Here is a 14,993-nt window from a genome sequence, read left to right as displayed (position 1 = left end):
CTCAGTCTCCCTGAACCCGGGCGCGGCGGCGGAAGGTGCCGCGCAATTTCTGTTCCGCCAGCTCCTCGGCGGCGCGATAGGCGATATTTTCGAGCTTCTCGGCGCTCTCCTGGTCGCGGCGGGCGGCGAGCCTTTCGGCCTCGCGCACGGCGGCGGCGGAGCGGGCGGATTCGATCGTAGGCGCAAGGCCGAGGCGGGCGCTGTCGAGCCGCATGGCGAGCTCGCCCATCTGGGCGAGCGCCTGGCCTGAGGTCGGGCCCGCGACCGGCTTCAGCTCGGCGCGCATCTGCTGGAGGCGCTCGCGCGACAGTTCCAGTGAGCGCACCCGGCCGGCGGCGGTCGCCGCGGCATTGGCGGCGAGCGCATGCTGGATCCGGCGGACCTTCACGATGCGCTGGCGCTGGCGAAGGGCGGCGCTCATGACGCCATCAGCCCGATCAGGCCCGCGACAGACGCGTCATAGGGCGCGCGCTCCAGTTGCGGCTGGGTGAGGAAATCGAGCAATTCCGGCCGGCGGACGATCGCCTCGTCGATCAGGGGATCGTTGCCCGGCGCATAGGCGCCCATCAGGATCAGGTCGCGATTCTCCTCGAAGGCGGACCAGAGCCGGCGGAAGCCGGCGGCCGCCTGGGCATGTTCGGGCGTGACGATGTCGGCCATGACGCGGGACAGCGACTTGCCGATGTCGATCGCCGGATAGACGCCCTGCTCGGCGAGGCCGCGCGAGAGGATGATATGGCCGTCGACGATCGCCCGCGCGGCGTCGACGATCGGGTCCGACGTGTCGTCGCCGTCGGCGAGCACGGTGTAGAGCGCGGTGATCGAGCCGCCGGTCAGCGCGTCGGCGCCGGCCCGCTCGACCAGTTTCGGGATCAGGCCGAGCGCGGAGGGCGGATAGCCCTTCACGGTCGGCGGCTCGCCGAGCGAGAGGCCGATCTCGCGCTGCGCGTGGGCGACGCGGGTGAGGCTGTCGACGAGCAGCAGGACCTTGAGGCCGCGCGCGCGGAAATCCTCGGCGATGGCGGTGGCGCGCATCGCCGCGCGGAGGCGAAGCAAGGGCGCATGGTCGGCCGGGACGGCGACCACCACGGCCTTGCGGCGGACTTCGGGCGGCAGCTTGGTAGCCAGGAAGTCAGAGACCTCGCGGCTGCGCTCGCCGATCAGGCCGACGACGATCACGTCGGCGTCGGCGCCGGCGATCATCTGGCCCATCAGCACGGATTTGCCGACGCCGGAGCCGGCGACGATGGCGATGCGCTGGCCGACGCCGGCGGTCAGCATCGCGTTCACGGCGCGCACGCCGGTGTCGAACGGCTTGGTCACGCGGGCCCGCGAGAGCGGATTGTCCTGGACGCCGTGCAGCGGCCATTTGTCGACCGCGCCGACCGGGCCGAGCCCGTCCAGCGGATTGCCGAGCCCGTCGACGACGCGGCCGAGCAGAGCGGGGCCGACCTCGGCCATTGCGCTCGACGCATCAGGCTCGACGCGGGCGCCATTGGCATGGGCGGCTGCCCCGTCCAGTGCCATGAGGAGGGTGCGGTCGCCGCGGAAGCCGACCACCTCGGCCCGGCTGACCTGGTTGCCGGCGGAGACGATGCGCGCGCCGGCGCCGATCGGCCGGGTGAAGCCGGTCGCCTCGAGCATCAGCCCGTCATAGGCGGCGAGCCGGCCGACGACGCGGGGGCCGGTCTCGCCGACGCGGACATGGTCCACCAGGTTGCGGGCGCGGTCGAGGAGCATCGTCATTGCGGCGTCCCCATCCGGTCCAGCTCGGCCCGCAGCCGCTCGAGGCGGACGGCGGGGCCGTCCTCGATCCAGCCATGGCCGGTCTCGAGCACGATCGAACCGCGGGCGAGCGCGGGATCGGCCTCCAGAGTCATTGACAGGCCGGCGCGCTCCAGATGGACGATGTCGTCCGGATGGGCGCGCAGCTTGCTCGGCTCGACGTCGCGCGCGACCAGGGCCGCCGCCTGCTGCGCGCGGGCAACGAGCAGATTGCCGTCGATCTCGACCTGCCCGACCACCTCGCGGACGAGCCGGTCGACGGTCTCGGCGAGCAAGAGGGCGAGAGCATTGGCCGGCTCGGGCCGGAGCACCTGCAGCGACTGGGCGAGGCGGGCGAGCGCGTCGCGCTCCGCCTCATAGTCCAACTCGGCCTCGCGGCGGCCCTCGGCATGGCCGGCGGCGAAGGCCTCTTCCTCCAGCCGGACGCGTTCCTGCTCGGCGGTCAGCGGCAGCGCGCCTTCGTCATTGTCCGCGGTGAAGCCGCCCTCGGCGCTGCGCGGCCGGAAGCCGACCTCGCGGTGGCTGAGGACGAAGCTGCCGAGGCTCTCCGCCTGGGCATCGATGGCGCGCAGCAGCCTAGACATAATCGTCGCCCCGGCCGGCGAGCATCAGGCTGCCGGAATCGGCGAGGCGCCGGGCGATCGCCAGCACCTCCTTCTGCGACTCCAGCACCTCGGCGAGGCGCAGCGGGCCGCGCTCGGCCATCTCGTCGCGGATCGAATCCGCGGCGCGGGCCGACATGCAGCCCAGCATCTTCTCGCGGAGCTTCTCGTCGGCGCCCTTGAGCGCCACGACCAGCATGTCGTTCTCGACGTTGCGCAGCAGGATGCCGAGATTCTTGTCGTCCAGCTCCATCAGATCCTCGAAGACGAACATCTCGTCCTCGATCCGCTGGGCGAGCTGCTTGTCGAGCTTGCCGAGGCTGCGGATGATCGTCTTGTCCGAGCCCGGGCGCAGGTTGTTCATGATCTTGGCGGCCTCGCTGGCGCCGCCGCGCGACGCGGCGGGGGCCGTGTTCACGCGGGCAACCTGGCGGACCAGGATCTTCTCCAGCTCCTCGATCGCCTCCGCGCTCACCGATTCCAGCTTGGCGACGCGGAAAATGACGTCGGGCTGGACGTCCGAGGGGAGCAGCTGCAGCACGTCGGCGGCGATCGGGGGCTCCAGATGGGCGAGCACGATCGCGGCGATCTGCGGATGCTCCTCGGCGATCAGGGCGGCGATGGTCTTGGCGTCCATCCAGCGGAGCGGCTCGAGCGCGCGGCTGCGGGTCGGCGGCGTGATCCGGGCGAGCACATTCTCGGCGCGCTCGGCGCCCAGGGCGTGCTCCATGACGGCGCGGATGCGCGGCGCGGCGCCGAAGCCGATCGAGGTGCGCTGCCGCGTCCGGGTCATGAAGGTGTTGAACACGCCCTCGACCTGGTCCTCGGAGACGTCGGCGACGTTGAACATCGCGCTGCCCAGATGCTGGACCTCGTCCGGCTCCAGATAGGAAAGGATCTCCGCGGCCTCGCTGTCGCCGAGCATCATCAGGAGGATGGCGGCGGCGTCGCTGCCGCTCGGCCCGGCGGCCGGGCCGTTGCTGGAGAAGCCGGAGGTTTCGAGATTATCCATTGCGCTCGGCTCCGGATTCGGTGCGGATGAGATCACGCACGACGAGCGCGGCGCGGGCGGGGTCCTGGCGGACGAAGGCGCGGATCAGGGCGGCGCGCGCCTCATAGTCGCGGGTGGCCTCGATCATCTCCAGCGACACCTTGACGTCGAGCTCGGTGCCGCTGCTGCGATCGACCCGGTCGGCGATCGCATTGGCGATCTCGCCGCCGACGCGGGTGCGGCTGGCCTTGCCGGCGACGGCGCGGTTGGCGAGCGCGGCCTGCGTCTTGCGGAGCAGGGGCTTGGCGAAGACGAAGATGACGAGCAGGGCGATGATCAAGGCGGTCAGGTTGCGCACGACCAGCGACACCCAGCCGGCTTCCCACCAGCTCGGCGCAGCCTCCTCGGTGGCCGCGAAGGGCCGCGAGGTGATCGCGACGACGTCGCCGCGCGCCTGGTTGAAGCCGACCGCGCCCTTCACGAGCTGCTCCAGATTCTGGATCTCGCGGATGTCGCGGGGGCGCCCTTCCGGATTGCGCAGGGCGACGGCGACGCTGAGGCGGCGGACCGTGCCCGTCTGGGCGCGGGTCACCGAGACCTCGCGGCCGACGGCGTAGCTGCGGTTGTAATTCTCGGTGCGGTTCGTACCCGGCACGGCCGGAGCGGCGCCGGCCGGCGCGCCCTGGGCCGGGACCGAGACCGCGCCGCCGGGGGCCGCGGCGACCTGCGCGGCCGGCGGCGGGGTGTTGGAGAGCGCGCCCGGGACGCCGCCCGCGGCCGCGGCACCTGCGCCGGCACCGCCTTCGGCCGAGACCTGGCCTTCCTCGGCAGTCATCGCGCGCTGGTTCTCGGGGAAGCCCTCGCGCGTCGACTGGGTCTCCGAGAAGTCCATCTCGGCGCTGACCTCGGTGGTGAAATTGCCGGCACCGACGATCGGGGTCAGCAAGGTGGTGATCGCCTGGCGGGCGCGGTCCTCGACCTGGTTCTGGATGGCGAGCTGCCGCTCCGAGGCGGCGCCCGGGCCGCTGCCGCCGGTGCGGGACAGCAAACGGCCGTTCTGGTCGATCACCGACACGCCCTCCGGCGCGAGGCCGGGGACGGAGGAAGCGACCAGATTGACGATCGCCTGCACCTGGTCGTCGCCAAGCGTGCGGCCGGACGACAAGGTGAGCATGACCGAGGCGGCGGCATTGCTGCGCGTGCGCACGAAGACGCTCGGCTGCTCCGCGGCGAGATGGACGCGCGCGGTCTGCACGACGTCGATCGCCTCGATGGTGCGGGCGAGATCGGCTTCGCGCGCCGCGCGGATCCGCTCGGCCTCGACCGCGCGGCTGGCGCCGAGCGGCATGTCGGCGACCACGTCGGCCCCGCTGGTGCCGCCGCGGGGCAGGCCCTGCGAGGCGAGCGCCATGCGGGCGCGGTGATAATCGTCGTCGGAGACCTGGATTGCGCCGGTGTCGCGGTCGATCGAATTGGCGATGCCGGCGCTGTTCAGCGCCTCGACCACCGCCGCCTTGTCGCCGTCGGCGAGACCGGTGAAGAGCGTGCGGCTGGGCGCGGCCGCGACCGTCATCCAGATCAGGGCGGCAATGCCGAGCACGCCGAGGAAGCCGAGCAGGGGCAGGCTGCGCGCCACCGCCGGCTGGGCGAGAAAGCCGCGCACCCCCTGCATGGCGCCGCCGGACCGCAAGGGCGCGGCGCTGCGCGGGGGGACGGGCGTGAGATCGTTGAGCGTGGTATCGGTCATGGCTCGTTACACCGGCATGGACATGATGTCTTTGTAGGCGGTCAGGAGGCGGTTCCTGACCTGCAGGGTCGCCTCGAAGCCGAGCGACGCCTGCTGGCGCGAGAGCATCACGGCCGCGATGTCCGTGGTCTCGCCGCGCTCATAGGCCTCGGTCATCGCCGAGGCGCGGGCCTGGCTTTCGTTGACCTGGCGCAAAGCCGTCTGCAGCGCGTCGCCGAAGCCGCCCGGGCGGGTCGCCTCGGGGCCGCCGATCGTGCCCGGCTGGCCGCTGCCGGCGAGGCCGGCGGCACGCTGCAGGGCGCTGTTCTGTTCGAGGATGGCGCTTCGCATCGCCATCAGCCGGCTTGCATCGATGGTCATCCATTATCTCCTAGGCGGCCACGGCGCGCATTTCGGCGAGCCGGTATCGAAGGGTGCGTTCGCTGATCCCGAGCCGGCGGGCGGCGCGGAGGCGGTGGCCGCCGACCTCGTCGAGCGCGGCGCGGATCGCCTGCGCCTCGGCGGTGCGGGCGGCCTCGTCGAGCGAGAGCGGGGCGGGGAAGTGGAAGGGCGCATTGGCCGGCGCGGCGGGGGCGCCGTCGATGACGAGATCGCCGGCCTCGATCCGCTCGCCGCCGCGCAGCAGGATCGCGCGCTGGAGGACGTTCTCGAGCTCGCGGCAATTGCCCGGCCAGCTGTGGGCGGCGAGCCGCGCCATTGCTGCGGGGGTCGGGAAGGCGAAGGGGGCGGAGGGCGGGCAGTGGCGGACGAGCATGGCGGCGGCGATGGCGGGGATGTCCATGGCGCGCTCGCGGAGCGGCAGCAGATTCACCGGCATGACGTTGAGCCGCCAGTAGAGATCGGCGCGGAAGCGGCCGGCGGCGACTTCGGCGGCGAGGTCGCGGTTGGCGGAGGCGATGATGCGCAGGTCGACCGGCTCCGGGCGGACGGCGCCCACCGGGAGGATCTCGCGCTCCTGGATGGCGCGGAGCAATTTGGCCTGGAGGGCGAGCGGTATCTCGGCGATCTCGTCGAGCAGGAGGGTGCCGCCGTCCGCGGCGCGGAACAGGCCCTCGCCGTCGGCGCCGGCTCCGGTGAAGGCGCCCTTGCGATGGCCGAACAGGATCGCCTCGAGCATCGACTCGGGGAGCGCCGCGCAATTGACGGCGGTGAACGGGCCGTGCGCTCTCGGGGAGCAGAGATGGATGTAGCGGGCGAGGCCTTCCTTGCCCGTGCCGGTCTCGCCGAGCAGCAGCACCGAGGCGTCGCTGGCGGCGATGCGGGCGGCGAAGTCGAGCGTCGCCGCGCTCGCCGCCTCGCCGCAGGCCGGGCGGCCATTGGGACGGAGCAGTTCGGCGATCAGCGCATTGCCGAAGGCGAGGTCGTCGGGGCCGAAGGCGAGGCGGGCCGGCGCGTTCATCGTCGCGCGCGTCCAGGCGGGGGTGCGCGCGCCATAATCGAGGATCAAATCATACGGGGCGGCGCAGGCCTCCTCCTCGGGCGCGAACACGGCGAGGCCCCTGGCCCAGCCCTGCTCGGACGCGAAAATCGCGGAGGCGAGGCCGGCGCCGGCCAGCACAGCTGCCAGCGCCGGATTTGCCTCTGCGACCTTTTCGCTGATGCCGATCATCATACCCCCGGGATTCACTCGATCCGGGAGGTGCAAGCGCCGTGCCAATTGCCGCCGGCTTCTTGCCGCTCTCTTGCGGGTTCTGAACAGGGGCAGAAGAAACGTCGGCCATTTGACGGTGCGCGTCGAAAAAACGTCGCCTGAAACTTTCGACGATTAAAGCCCGTGGCAGGCCAGCCGTTAACTGCATCGTGGCACGACGGGATGACCCGGTCAGCCGCGAATGAGCGGGAAAGGAACCGTAGAATGACTGTCATCAACACCAATACGGCTGCGCTTCGTGCGCAGAACGGCAGCCGGGTCGCCAACCAGGCCCTCCAGACTGCCATGGAGCGCCTGTCGACCGGCAAGCGCATCAACTCTGCCAAGGACGACGCCGCCGGCCTCGCGATCGCGAGCTCGATGACGTCGCAGATCCGCGGCATGAACCAGGCCATCCGCAACGCGAACGACGGTATCTCGCTCGCGCAGACCGCGGACGGCGCGCTCAACGAAGTCACCAACATGCTGCAGCGTATCCGCGAGCTGGCGGTGCAGAGCGCCAGCGGCACCTATTCGGACGACGACCGCGCCAACCTGCAGGCGGAAGTTGCCGAGCTCGGCGCCCAGATCGACGCGATCATCTCCGACACGACGTTCAACGACGTCGCGGTGTTCGGTTCGAGCGACGTCACCGTCTCCATCCAGACGGGCTACAACTCGGGCGACACGACCACGCTGACGATCACCGGTCTCGACGTCTCCGCCGCTTCGGCTTCCGATATTTCGGACGCTTCCGGCGCCGGCACCGCGCTGACCGATGTCGACGCCGCGCTGGATGCGGTCAACGTGACCCGCGCCTCGCTCGGCGCCGGCCAGAGCCGCCTCGAGTCGGTCGTCAACAACCTGAGCAATCAGGTCACCAACCTCAGCGATGCGCGGTCGCGGATCGAGGACGCCGATTTCTCGGCCGAGACGACCAACCTCGCCAAGGCCCAGATCCTGAGCCAGGCGTCGACTGCGATGCTCGCCCAGGCCAATCAGAGCCAGCAGGACGTGCTGAGCCTGCTCCGCTAACCCCACCGATAGCGGAGAAAAGAGAGCCCGGCGCGGACCCCCGCGCCGGGCTTTTCTTTGATTGATCCTTTCGTCGCAGGCGGCCTCGTCAGGCCCAGTCCCGAAGATCGGCGCGCACGCGGTCGAGCGCGGCCTTCTTGATCTGGCAGATGCGGGCGGCGCCGACGCCGAGCGTCTGGCCGATCTCCTCCAGGTTCATCTCCTCGACGAAATAGAGCTGGAGGACCATCGCCTCGCGCTCGGGCAGGGAGGAGATCGCCTCGGCGATCGCGCCCTGCAGGCGCTCGCGGTCGATCGCGTCGTCGGCCCGCTCCTCGACGTCGGCGAACCACATCGAATGATCGGAATAGACCTCGTCGATCGATTCCTGCTGCACGGCCTGGCTGTCGTCGACCATCGCGCGATAATCGGCGGCGGCGAGGCCCATTTCCTCGGCCATCTCGGCCTCGCTTGCGGCGCGGCCGAGCCGGCCCTCCAGCCGCGAGCGGATCCGGGCCAGCTCGCGGCGGCGCTGGATCGCGGCGCGGCAGATGGTGGCGTGGCGGCGGAGATGATCGATCATCGCGCCGCGGACGCGCAGGGTCGCATAGGTGGCGAAGGCATGGCCCCGGTCCTCGAAGCCGTTCGCCGCCTCGACCAGCGCGACCATGCCGATCTGGGCGAGATCCTCGACGTCGATCGCCGAGGCGACGCGGGCATGGACGTGCCAGGCGATCCGGCGGACCAGAGGCATGTGCGTGCGCACCAGCGCCTCCGGCGTCGGCTTCGCCTGCCTGGCATAGGTATGCTGCGGATCAATGAGCGCCATGGCTCACCTCCGCGAAAATCCGCTCCGGCGGCATGGCCGCGGCCGGCAGGGCGAGGCGCCGGGCCAGCGCGCCGAAGGCGCGCGAGGCCGGGGCGCCCGGGAAGATCTCGACGACGCAGCGCTTCCGGAGCACCGCCTCCTTCACATAATTGTCCGTCGGGATGGCCCCGGCATAATTGAGCTCGACGTCGAGGAACCGGCCGGCGATCGCGCGGAAGCGGTCGAAGAGCTGGCGGGCGGCGACGTCGTGGCGGACCATGTTGCAGACGATGTCGAAATCGCTGGTGCCGTGGGCGACGTTGAGCGCCTTCACCACCGCATAGGCGTCGACGAAGCTGGTCGGCTCCGGGGTGAGCACGATGAGCGGCGTATCGGCGCTGGCGACCAGAGCGAGCGCGGAGGCCTCGAGGCCGCCGCCCGTGTCGATCACCACCTGGTCGTAATCGGCGAGGTGCGGCTGCAGCGCCTCCATCAGGCGCGCGCGTTCCGCGGCGGAAAGGGTGGAGCCGGTCCCGGTGCCGCTATGGCCGGGCAGGAAGCGGAGGCCGGCGGGGCCGGTCTGGAGGAGGTCGTCCAGGCCGCAGCGGCCGGCAAGCAGGTCGCCGATCGTCCAGGCCGACGGCATGCCGAGCAGTATCGCGGCATTGGCGAGGCCCATGTCGCAGTCGATCAGGAGGGTGCGGTCGCCGGCCTGGGCAAAGGCGACGGCAAGATTGACGCTGACATTGGTCTTGCCGGCGCCCCCCTTGCCGGAGGCGACCGAAATGATGCGGGCACGGGTCGGGAAGGGAATCACGCAACAACCTCCGATTGAAGAAGCGGACGCTCGGGCTCGCCGCCGACGATGGCGACGACCTCGACAGGCTTGCTGTCGGGGATTTCGAGCAAAGAGAGGACCGGCACGTCGGGGACGTGCGGGGCGAGCAGGCGAGAGAGCGCCCGGCGCGCGATCGGCGAGGTAACGACGGCGAAGCGGCGTCCTTCGGACAGCAGCGGTCCGGCGACCTCGCCGATCGCGTGGACGAGCTTGTTGCCGAGGCCCGGCTCGATCGGATGGACCGCGCCCTGGCCGCTGCGCACGGCCTGGCTCAGCAGATGCTCGAGGCCCGGATCGAGCGTGACCACGGGGAGCGGCATCCTGACCGGCACGATCGTCTGCACGATCAGCGCGCCGATCCGCTGGCGGACCTCCTCGACGAGCTGGACGGGATCGGCCTCGGTGCGGGCGGCGTCGGCCATCGCCTCGGCGATGCGGCGGAAATCCTTGAGCGGGACGCCTTCGGCCAGCAGCGCGCGGCAGAGCCCGGCCAGAGCGGCGAGGCTGAGCGGCTGCGGGACGAGGTTGGCGGCGAGCTGGGGCGCGCTTTCCTTCAGCGCGTCGAGCAGCTTCTGCGCCTCGTCCATGCCGAACAGGTCGGCCGCGGCGGCCTGCACGACCTGGTTGAGATGGGTAGCGACGACGGTGGCCGGATCGACCACCGTATAGCCGGCGACCACCGCCTCGGCGCGCTGCGCCGGGCTGATCCAGACGGCGTCGAGACCGAAGGTCGGGTCCTTGCAGGGCCGGCCCTGGACGCGGTCGATCAGGTCGCCGCTGTCGAGGGCGAGCAGATCGTCGGGGAAGATCTCGTCCTCGGCGACGACGACGCCGGCGACCGAGATGCGGTAGCTGTTCGGCGAGAGGGTGAGCTCGTCGCGGACCCGCACCAGGGGCACGACGAAGCCGAGCTCGCGGGAGAGCTGGCGGCGGATGCCGGTGATCCGGGCCATGAGCGGCGCGCCCTTGCGCTCGTCGACCAGGCCGACCAAGGCGAAGCCCAGCTCCAGGCCGAGCGCGGCATCGTCCGACACCTCGTCCCAGCCGATCGTGCTCGGCGAGGCGACGGGCTCCTCCTTCGGCGCCGCTTCGGCGAGGGCGCGGGCTTTTGCGGCCTTGCGCAGCCGGTGGGCGATGAAGAAGGCGAGGCCGGCGAAGGGCAGGATGGTGAAATGCGGCATGCCGGGGAGCAGGCCGAGGAAGAGCAGGATGCAGGCGACCGGCAGCCAGGCGCCGGCAAGGCCGAACTGGCGGGTGATCTGGCCCGACAGGTCGAAGGGCGAGGAGACCCGGGTGACGATCGACGCCGCGGCGATGGAGAGCAGAAGCGCCGGCACCTGAGCGACCAGCGCGTCGCCGATCGCCAGAAGCACGTAATTGGACGCGGCATTGCCGAGCGTCATGCCGTGGCTGGCGACGCCGAGGATCAGGCCGCCCAGGATGTTGACGACGAGGATCAGCACGCCGGCGATCGCGTCGCCCTTCACGAACTTGGAGGCACCGTCCATCGAGCCGTAGAAATCGGCCTCGGTGGCGATCTCCTGGCGGCGGCTCTTGGCCTCTTCCGGCGTGAGCAGGCCGGCGTTGAGATCGGCGTCGATCGCCATCTGCTTGCCGGGCATGGCGTCGAGGGTGAAGCGCGCCGAGACCTCGGAGACGCGGCCGGCGCCCTTGGTGATGACGATCAGGTTGATGATCATCAGGATCATGAAGACGAAGATGCCGACGGCATAATCGCCGCCGATCAGGAAGCTGCCGAAGGCCTCGATGACATGGCCGGCCGCAGCCGAGCCCTCATGGCCGTTGACCAGGACGACGCGGGTCGAGGCGACGTTGAGCGCGAGCCTGAGCAGGGTCGCGAACAGCAGGACCGTCGGGAAGGAGGAGAAATCGAGCGGCTTGGCGACGTTCAGCGCCACCATCAGCACGGCGAGGCTGATCATGATGTTGGCGACGAAGCCGATGTCGAGGAAGGTCGCTGGGATCGGCACCACCATCAGCGAGACGAGCAGCAGGATGGCGATCGGCAGGACCGCTCCGCGCGACGCGCTCAGCCACATCGACCGGTTCATCCTAGACCTGGCCTCCCAGCTGCGCGAGCATCAGATAGGCGAGCCGCGCGTAACGCGGCGACGGGCCCGCCGCCCGGCCGCGGTCGCGGCCCAGCTCGAGCAAGGTGTCCGGATCGATCGCGTTCGGATTGCCGAGGTTGAGGCTGGCGAAGGCGAGCGCGTCGGCGTCCAGGCCGCGTTGCTCGGCGGAATCGAGCGGATTGGCGTCCAGCGTCGCGGCGCGCGGCAGCTGCGGCATGTCAAGCGCGGCGGCGCGGACCGTCCCCTCGAGGAAGGACGGGGCCGGCGGGCGCTGGCGGACCGGAGCGGGGGCATGGCTGCCGCCGCCGCCATGGTTGCCCGTCGCGATCTTCTCGGCGAAGCGGGCGCGGATCTCCGCAAAGCTGCGCATCGAGCCGTCGCGATTGTAGAAGATCGGCCGGTTGGCGCGGGCCGCCTGCGGCAGCATCACCGCGGCGGGCGCATCGGGCGAGGATTGATGGGCGCGCAGGAAGCGCGCAGCCCCGCCCGCGCCCAGGAAATGGGCGAGGTAGAGGTCGACCGGCTCCATCCGGCGGCCGAGCCGGTTCTCAAGGAAACGGCCATTGTCCGCGGCATATTCGGCGGCCATGGCCGAGGCGGCCTCGGGCTGGCGGCGCAGATCGAGGATCTGCCGGCGCATCTCCGGGTCGGCGACGTAGAAGCGGCCGTTCGGCCCCTGGCGGATCTGGGCGGCGGCCCAGCCGAGGCCATGCCCGGCGCCGTGCTGGCGGACCATGCCGAGCCAGGTCTGGTCGATGAACTGGAAGAGCCCGGTCGCGCTCGAGGTGCGGGCGCGGGCATTGGGGTTCAGGCCGCTTTCCAGCCGGGCCTGGTTGAGCAGGTAGCCGAACTGGACGCCGGTATGGGCGGACGCAAGCTGGATGGCGGCGGTGACCCGATCGCCCCCACCTCCACTGCCTGCATTGCCGATCGTCGTCGGATTCATGACGTCCCTTTCGTTCGAGGGACATCTGAGCAAGGAGCGTGCCAAACCGCCGGTTCAGCGGCGGGCCGGAGCGGGTGCCCTCAGGCGGCGTGCGGGGAGTAGGTCATCTGCGGCTGGGCGCCGCGCAGGGCGGCCGCGGCGTCGACGCGGCGGCGGATCATGTCCGTCAGGAAATTGACGCGGATCTGGGCGGCCTGGGCCAGAGCGGCGAGGCTCAGCAGGCGTTCCTTGAGGTCGGGCGCGGCGTGCCAGTCATGGCGGCGCGCTTCGTGGACGGCCTCGGCCAGGGCGGCCGTGGCCCGCTCGATCCCGGCCAGGTCGTCGCCGTCGAGCGCGCGGATCAGCGCCTCGTGCGAGCCGGCCAGAGTATCGAGGATGGCGAGCTGCATCAGCCGCGCCGGGGGAGATCGACGTCGAGCATGCGCGCGGCGATCCGGTCCGGATCGACCGGATAGCGGCCATTCTGGATCGCGGTGCGAAGCGCCTCGACGCGGGAGCTGTCGACCGGGGCGCCGCCCGAGACGAGCTCGAGCACGGCGCTCTGCACCGTGCCTTCAGCGCTGCGCGGGCTCTGGCCGCGGGGCAAGGCGACAGGGGCCCCCTTGTCCTGGCGCGCGGCGTCGATACGCCCTGCGCCGCCCTGTCCAACACCGTCGATCATCGTCTGGTCCTTTCTCCCCTGGGAGTAGTAACGGCGATTTTCACAATCCATTAAATCCTGGCAAGGCGACCCGGCCGTCCTCGAGCACCTGACCCATGACCGGCGCGCCACGCCGCTCGGTGCGGACGCGGATCCGGTCGCCCGGCGCGCCGTCCTGCTCGGCCGTGGCGAGCGTGCTGACCGTGAAGCCCCGGGCGATCGCGACCAGCTCGATCTGGTCGCCGCGGCGCACCACCGGCTCGGGCCGCGCCTGCGCGCGGGACGGGCTCGCCGCGGCCTGGCTCGCCTGGGGTCTACCGACGATCGAGACGCGGATGCGCCAGCCGAGCGGCAGGCAGCGCACCGCGAGCGCGCCGGCGATCGGCTCGCCGATCTCGACCGGCTGCGGGCAGGCCAGCAGGCGGAGGCGCCGGTCGATCGGGGTCGTCGCGCCGCCCGGCTCGCCGATATTGGCGCCGAGCGCAGCGGCGACGCGATTGTCCAGCATTTCGAGATTCTCGAAGCTCTGCGCCAGCGCCGGAAGCGGCACGGCGAGCATGACGAGCAGCAAGGCGAGGCGTCGGAAAATTGGCAGCATGACGGTCACTCCAGGCATTTGGAGCAACTTAAGCAATGGCCGTGCCAAACCGCTCAGCGACGGGAAATCGCGATGGTCTGCCCGGCGCCGGGCGTGCCGGATTCGGCCATGACGATGGCGATGTCGCGCTCGGCGAGGCCGCCTTCGCGGAGCGCCCGGCCGACCGCGGCGGCGCGGGCGGCGGCGAGCTCGAAGCGGTCCAGCCGGCCCCCCTCCTCGCCGGTGCCGCTGCTGAGGATGCGGACCGGTCGGCCGGCGAGCCGCCCGCCCTCGGCGCGCAGCGCCTCGCGCGCCTCGGGCCTGAGCAGCGCCTCGCCCGGCTGGAACACTTCGGCGGCGCTGAACGCGCGGACGGGTGCCGCAGGGGCTGCGGCCCGCGCCGCAACAGGCGCCGCGCCGGCGCCGGTCGGCCGCGAGGCTTGCATGGCGTGCAGCATCACGAAACAGCCGAGCAGCAGCAGCACCAGATCGGCGAAGCTGACGGCCCAGCGGGGCAGGGGCAGCGGGTTCATGCGGAGCGCCGCAGCGGATGGACCGGACGCTCGCGCCAGGCCCCCTCGGCCAGCGCTTTCTCTTCCGCGCGCGCGAGCGCGAGCAGGCGCTCGGCCACCCGCGCCTGCCAGGCGCATTCCGCCTCCGACAGCCGCTCGAGCCGCGCCGCGACCGGCCCGGCAATGCCGAAGGCGAGGATCAGGCCGTAGAGCGTGGTCAGCATCGCGATCGCCATGGCCGGGCCCATCGCGGACGCATCGTTCATCGTCGCGAACATCATGATCAGGCCGATCACCGTGCCGATCATGCCCATGGCCGGAGCCACCTCGGCGGCATAGCGCCACAGCCCGATCGCCGCCTTGTGGCGCGCGCGCCGGTCCTCCAGCTCCTCGCGCGCCCAGACCGCGAACTTCTCGGCGCTGTCGGCATCGGCGAGCCGGCAGGCGGCGCGATGGACGAAGTCGACCGGCGTCTTCACCCGGTCGGCGCAGAGCGTGCCCTTATATTCGGAAAGATGGCGGATGCGCTGCACCGCCTCGTCGGCGCGCTCGGCGTCGCGCGCGGGGCGCGCGCGGAAGAAAGGGATGAGGGCGCCGAAGCCGCGGCCGCCATCCTTGCCGGTCGCCGAGATCCAGGTGACGACCATCGTCCCGCCCAGCACGACGGAGAAGGCGAGAGGGTCGAAAAACCGATCCACGACGTCGATCACTCGTCCCTCCCGCCCCCGGCAGGAAACTGCCGGCACCGGCAAGACTTTGCCGGTTCTACGCTGCCCCATATTTGCGCAAGGGTGCCGGTCAGGCAGCAGG

Annotated in this window: 17 protein-coding genes; 1 reads left to right on the top strand and 16 read right to left on the bottom strand. The window is 71.2% G+C overall.

The features are described 5' to 3' along the window. Position 1: 1 nt before the first annotated feature. From VEC11_RS17420 to VEC11_RS17390, 7 genes are read right to left on the bottom strand one after another with little or no spacing between them, the layout of a single operon-like run. Positions 2-421 (bottom strand): hypothetical protein, encoded by a 420-nt coding sequence (locus tag VEC11_RS17420; protein WP_464135236.1) that lies wholly within the window; start codon positions 419-421, stop codon positions 2-4. After that, positions 418-1,746 carry a FliI/YscN family ATPase gene (locus tag VEC11_RS17415; RefSeq protein WP_464135230.1) on the bottom strand — a complete coding sequence of 443 codons (1,329 nt, stop codon included), beginning with the start codon at positions 1,744-1,746 and terminating at the stop codon, positions 418-420. The genes VEC11_RS17420 and VEC11_RS17415 overlap by 4 nt, the downstream gene beginning before the upstream one ends. Next, on the bottom strand, positions 1,743-2,369 hold the full coding sequence (locus VEC11_RS17410) for a FliH/SctL family protein (RefSeq protein WP_464135223.1): 627 nt from the start codon (positions 2,367-2,369) through the stop codon (positions 1,743-1,745). The genes VEC11_RS17415 and VEC11_RS17410 overlap by 4 nt, the downstream gene beginning before the upstream one ends. Beyond that, positions 2,362-3,399 carry a flagellar motor switch protein FliG gene (gene fliG, locus VEC11_RS17405; RefSeq protein ID WP_464135219.1) on the bottom strand — a complete coding sequence of 346 codons (1,038 nt, stop codon included), beginning with the start codon at positions 3,397-3,399 and terminating at the stop codon, positions 2,362-2,364. The genes VEC11_RS17410 and fliG overlap by 8 nt, the downstream gene beginning before the upstream one ends. Continuing rightward, on the bottom strand, positions 3,392-5,125 hold the full coding sequence (gene fliF, locus VEC11_RS17400; protein WP_464135214.1) for a flagellar basal-body MS-ring/collar protein FliF: 1,734 nt from the start codon (positions 5,123-5,125) through the stop codon (positions 3,392-3,394). The genes fliG and fliF overlap by 8 nt, the downstream gene beginning before the upstream one ends. Before the next feature lie 6 nt (positions 5,126-5,131). After that, complete coding sequence (fliE, locus tag VEC11_RS17395; RefSeq protein WP_464135210.1) at positions 5,132-5,485, bottom strand: flagellar hook-basal body complex protein FliE; 354 nt, start codon at positions 5,483-5,485, stop codon at positions 5,132-5,134. Positions 5,486-5,495: 10 nt separating this feature from the next. Beyond that, a complete protein-coding gene (locus VEC11_RS17390; RefSeq protein WP_464135573.1) occupies positions 5,496-6,734 on the bottom strand; it encodes a sigma-54 interaction domain-containing protein in 1,239 nt (412 codons plus the stop codon). A gap of 246 nt (positions 6,735-6,980) precedes the next feature. Between VEC11_RS17390 and VEC11_RS17385 the strand changes: the two genes are divergently transcribed. Then, complete coding sequence (locus VEC11_RS17385) at positions 6,981-7,790, top strand: flagellin N-terminal helical domain-containing protein (RefSeq protein WP_464135205.1); 810 nt, start codon at positions 6,981-6,983, stop codon at positions 7,788-7,790. An 88-nt stretch (positions 7,791-7,878) separates the two neighbouring features. Here the strand turns inward: VEC11_RS17385 and fliA are convergent, their stop codons facing one another. The 9 genes from fliA to VEC11_RS17340 all read right to left on the bottom strand — a co-directional run bounded on the left by fliA (position 7,879) and on the right by VEC11_RS17340 (position 14,893). After that, positions 7,879-8,598 carry an RNA polymerase sigma factor FliA gene (gene fliA, locus VEC11_RS17380; protein WP_464135199.1) on the bottom strand — a complete coding sequence of 240 codons (720 nt, stop codon included), beginning with the start codon at positions 8,596-8,598 and terminating at the stop codon, positions 7,879-7,881. Continuing rightward, positions 8,585-9,394: a MinD/ParA family protein gene (locus tag VEC11_RS17375; RefSeq protein ID WP_464135193.1), complete on the bottom strand. Its 810-nt coding sequence runs from the start codon at positions 9,392-9,394 to the stop codon at positions 8,585-8,587. The genes fliA and VEC11_RS17375 overlap by 14 nt, the downstream gene beginning before the upstream one ends. After that, positions 9,391-11,487: a flagellar biosynthesis protein FlhA gene (gene flhA, locus VEC11_RS17370; protein WP_464135189.1), complete on the bottom strand. Its 2,097-nt coding sequence runs from the start codon at positions 11,485-11,487 to the stop codon at positions 9,391-9,393. The genes VEC11_RS17375 and flhA overlap by 4 nt, the downstream gene beginning before the upstream one ends. A 1-nt stretch (position 11,488) precedes the next feature. Continuing rightward, positions 11,489-12,454, bottom strand: coding sequence for a lysozyme family protein (locus VEC11_RS17365; protein ID WP_464135182.1), 966 nt, complete (start codon positions 12,452-12,454; stop codon positions 11,489-11,491). Positions 12,455-12,534: 80 nt separating this feature from the next. Next, positions 12,535-12,843 carry a hypothetical protein gene (locus VEC11_RS17360; protein ID WP_464135177.1) on the bottom strand — a complete coding sequence of 103 codons (309 nt, stop codon included), beginning with the start codon at positions 12,841-12,843 and terminating at the stop codon, positions 12,535-12,537. Next, positions 12,843-13,115, bottom strand: a complete 273-nt coding sequence (gene flgM, locus VEC11_RS17355) for a flagellar biosynthesis anti-sigma factor FlgM (protein ID WP_464135171.1) — start codon at positions 13,113-13,115, stop codon at positions 12,843-12,845. The genes VEC11_RS17360 and flgM overlap by 1 nt, the downstream gene beginning before the upstream one ends. 40 nt (positions 13,116-13,155) lie before the next feature. Continuing rightward, positions 13,156-13,710 carry a flagella basal body P-ring formation protein FlgA gene (locus VEC11_RS17350; protein WP_464135166.1) on the bottom strand — a complete coding sequence of 185 codons (555 nt, stop codon included), beginning with the start codon at positions 13,708-13,710 and terminating at the stop codon, positions 13,156-13,158. A 35-nt stretch (positions 13,711-13,745) separates the two neighbouring features. Beyond that, on the bottom strand, positions 13,746-14,204 hold the full coding sequence (locus VEC11_RS17345; RefSeq protein WP_464135159.1) for an OmpA family protein: 459 nt from the start codon (positions 14,202-14,204) through the stop codon (positions 13,746-13,748). Then, positions 14,201-14,893, bottom strand: coding sequence for a motility protein A (locus tag VEC11_RS17340; protein WP_464135154.1), 693 nt, complete (start codon positions 14,891-14,893; stop codon positions 14,201-14,203). The genes VEC11_RS17345 and VEC11_RS17340 overlap by 4 nt, the downstream gene beginning before the upstream one ends. Between the last annotated feature and the right edge of the window lie 100 nt (positions 14,894-14,993).

Origin of the sequence: Allosphingosinicella sp., from assembly GCF_035626655.1 — a bacterium.
GTDB lineage: Bacteria > Pseudomonadota > Alphaproteobacteria > Sphingomonadales > Sphingomonadaceae > Allosphingosinicella.
The sequence above is the reverse complement of the archived record's forward strand: the minus strand, read 5'-3'. Positions and strand labels throughout refer to the sequence as shown.

Bases quoted from the DNA above. Each gene is read 5' to 3' on its own strand.
- VEC11_RS17420 (WP_464135236.1), bottom strand. From the start codon at position 421: ATGAGCGCCGCCCTTCGCCAGCGCCAGCGCATCGTGAAGGTCCGCCGG.
- VEC11_RS17415 (WP_464135230.1), bottom strand. From the start codon at position 1,746: ATGACGATGCTCCTCGACCGCGCCCGCAACCTGGTGGACCATGTCCGC.
- VEC11_RS17410 (WP_464135223.1), bottom strand. From the start codon at position 2,369: ATGTCTAGGCTGCTGCGCGCCATCGATGCCCAGGCGGAGAGCCTCGGC.
- fliG (WP_464135219.1), bottom strand. From the start codon at position 3,399: ATGGATAATCTCGAAACCTCCGGCTTCTCCAGCAACGGCCCGGCCGCC.
- fliF (WP_464135214.1), bottom strand. From the start codon at position 5,125: ATGACCGATACCACGCTCAACGATCTCACGCCCGTCCCCCCGCGCAGC.
- fliE (WP_464135210.1), bottom strand. From the start codon at position 5,485: ATGACCATCGATGCAAGCCGGCTGATGGCGATGCGAAGCGCCATCCTC.
- VEC11_RS17390 (WP_464135573.1), bottom strand. From the start codon at position 6,734: ATGATCGGCATCAGCGAAAAGGTCGCAGAGGCAAATCCGGCGCTGGCA.
- VEC11_RS17385 (WP_464135205.1), top strand. From the start codon at position 6,981: ATGACTGTCATCAACACCAATACGGCTGCGCTTCGTGCGCAGAACGGC.
- fliA (WP_464135199.1), bottom strand. From the start codon at position 8,598: ATGGCGCTCATTGATCCGCAGCATACCTATGCCAGGCAGGCGAAGCCG.
- flhA (WP_464135189.1), bottom strand. From the start codon at position 11,487: ATGAACCGGTCGATGTGGCTGAGCGCGTCGCGCGGAGCGGTCCTGCCG.
- VEC11_RS17365 (WP_464135182.1), bottom strand. From the start codon at position 12,454: ATGAATCCGACGACGATCGGCAATGCAGGCAGTGGAGGTGGGGGCGAT.
- VEC11_RS17360 (WP_464135177.1), bottom strand. From the start codon at position 12,843: ATGCAGCTCGCCATCCTCGATACTCTGGCCGGCTCGCACGAGGCGCTG.
- flgM (WP_464135171.1), bottom strand. From the start codon at position 13,115: ATGATCGACGGTGTTGGACAGGGCGGCGCAGGGCGTATCGACGCCGCG.
- VEC11_RS17350 (WP_464135166.1), bottom strand. From the start codon at position 13,710: ATGCCTGGAGTGACCGTCATGCTGCCAATTTTCCGACGCCTCGCCTTG.
- VEC11_RS17345 (WP_464135159.1), bottom strand. From the start codon at position 14,204: ATGAACCCGCTGCCCCTGCCCCGCTGGGCCGTCAGCTTCGCCGATCTG.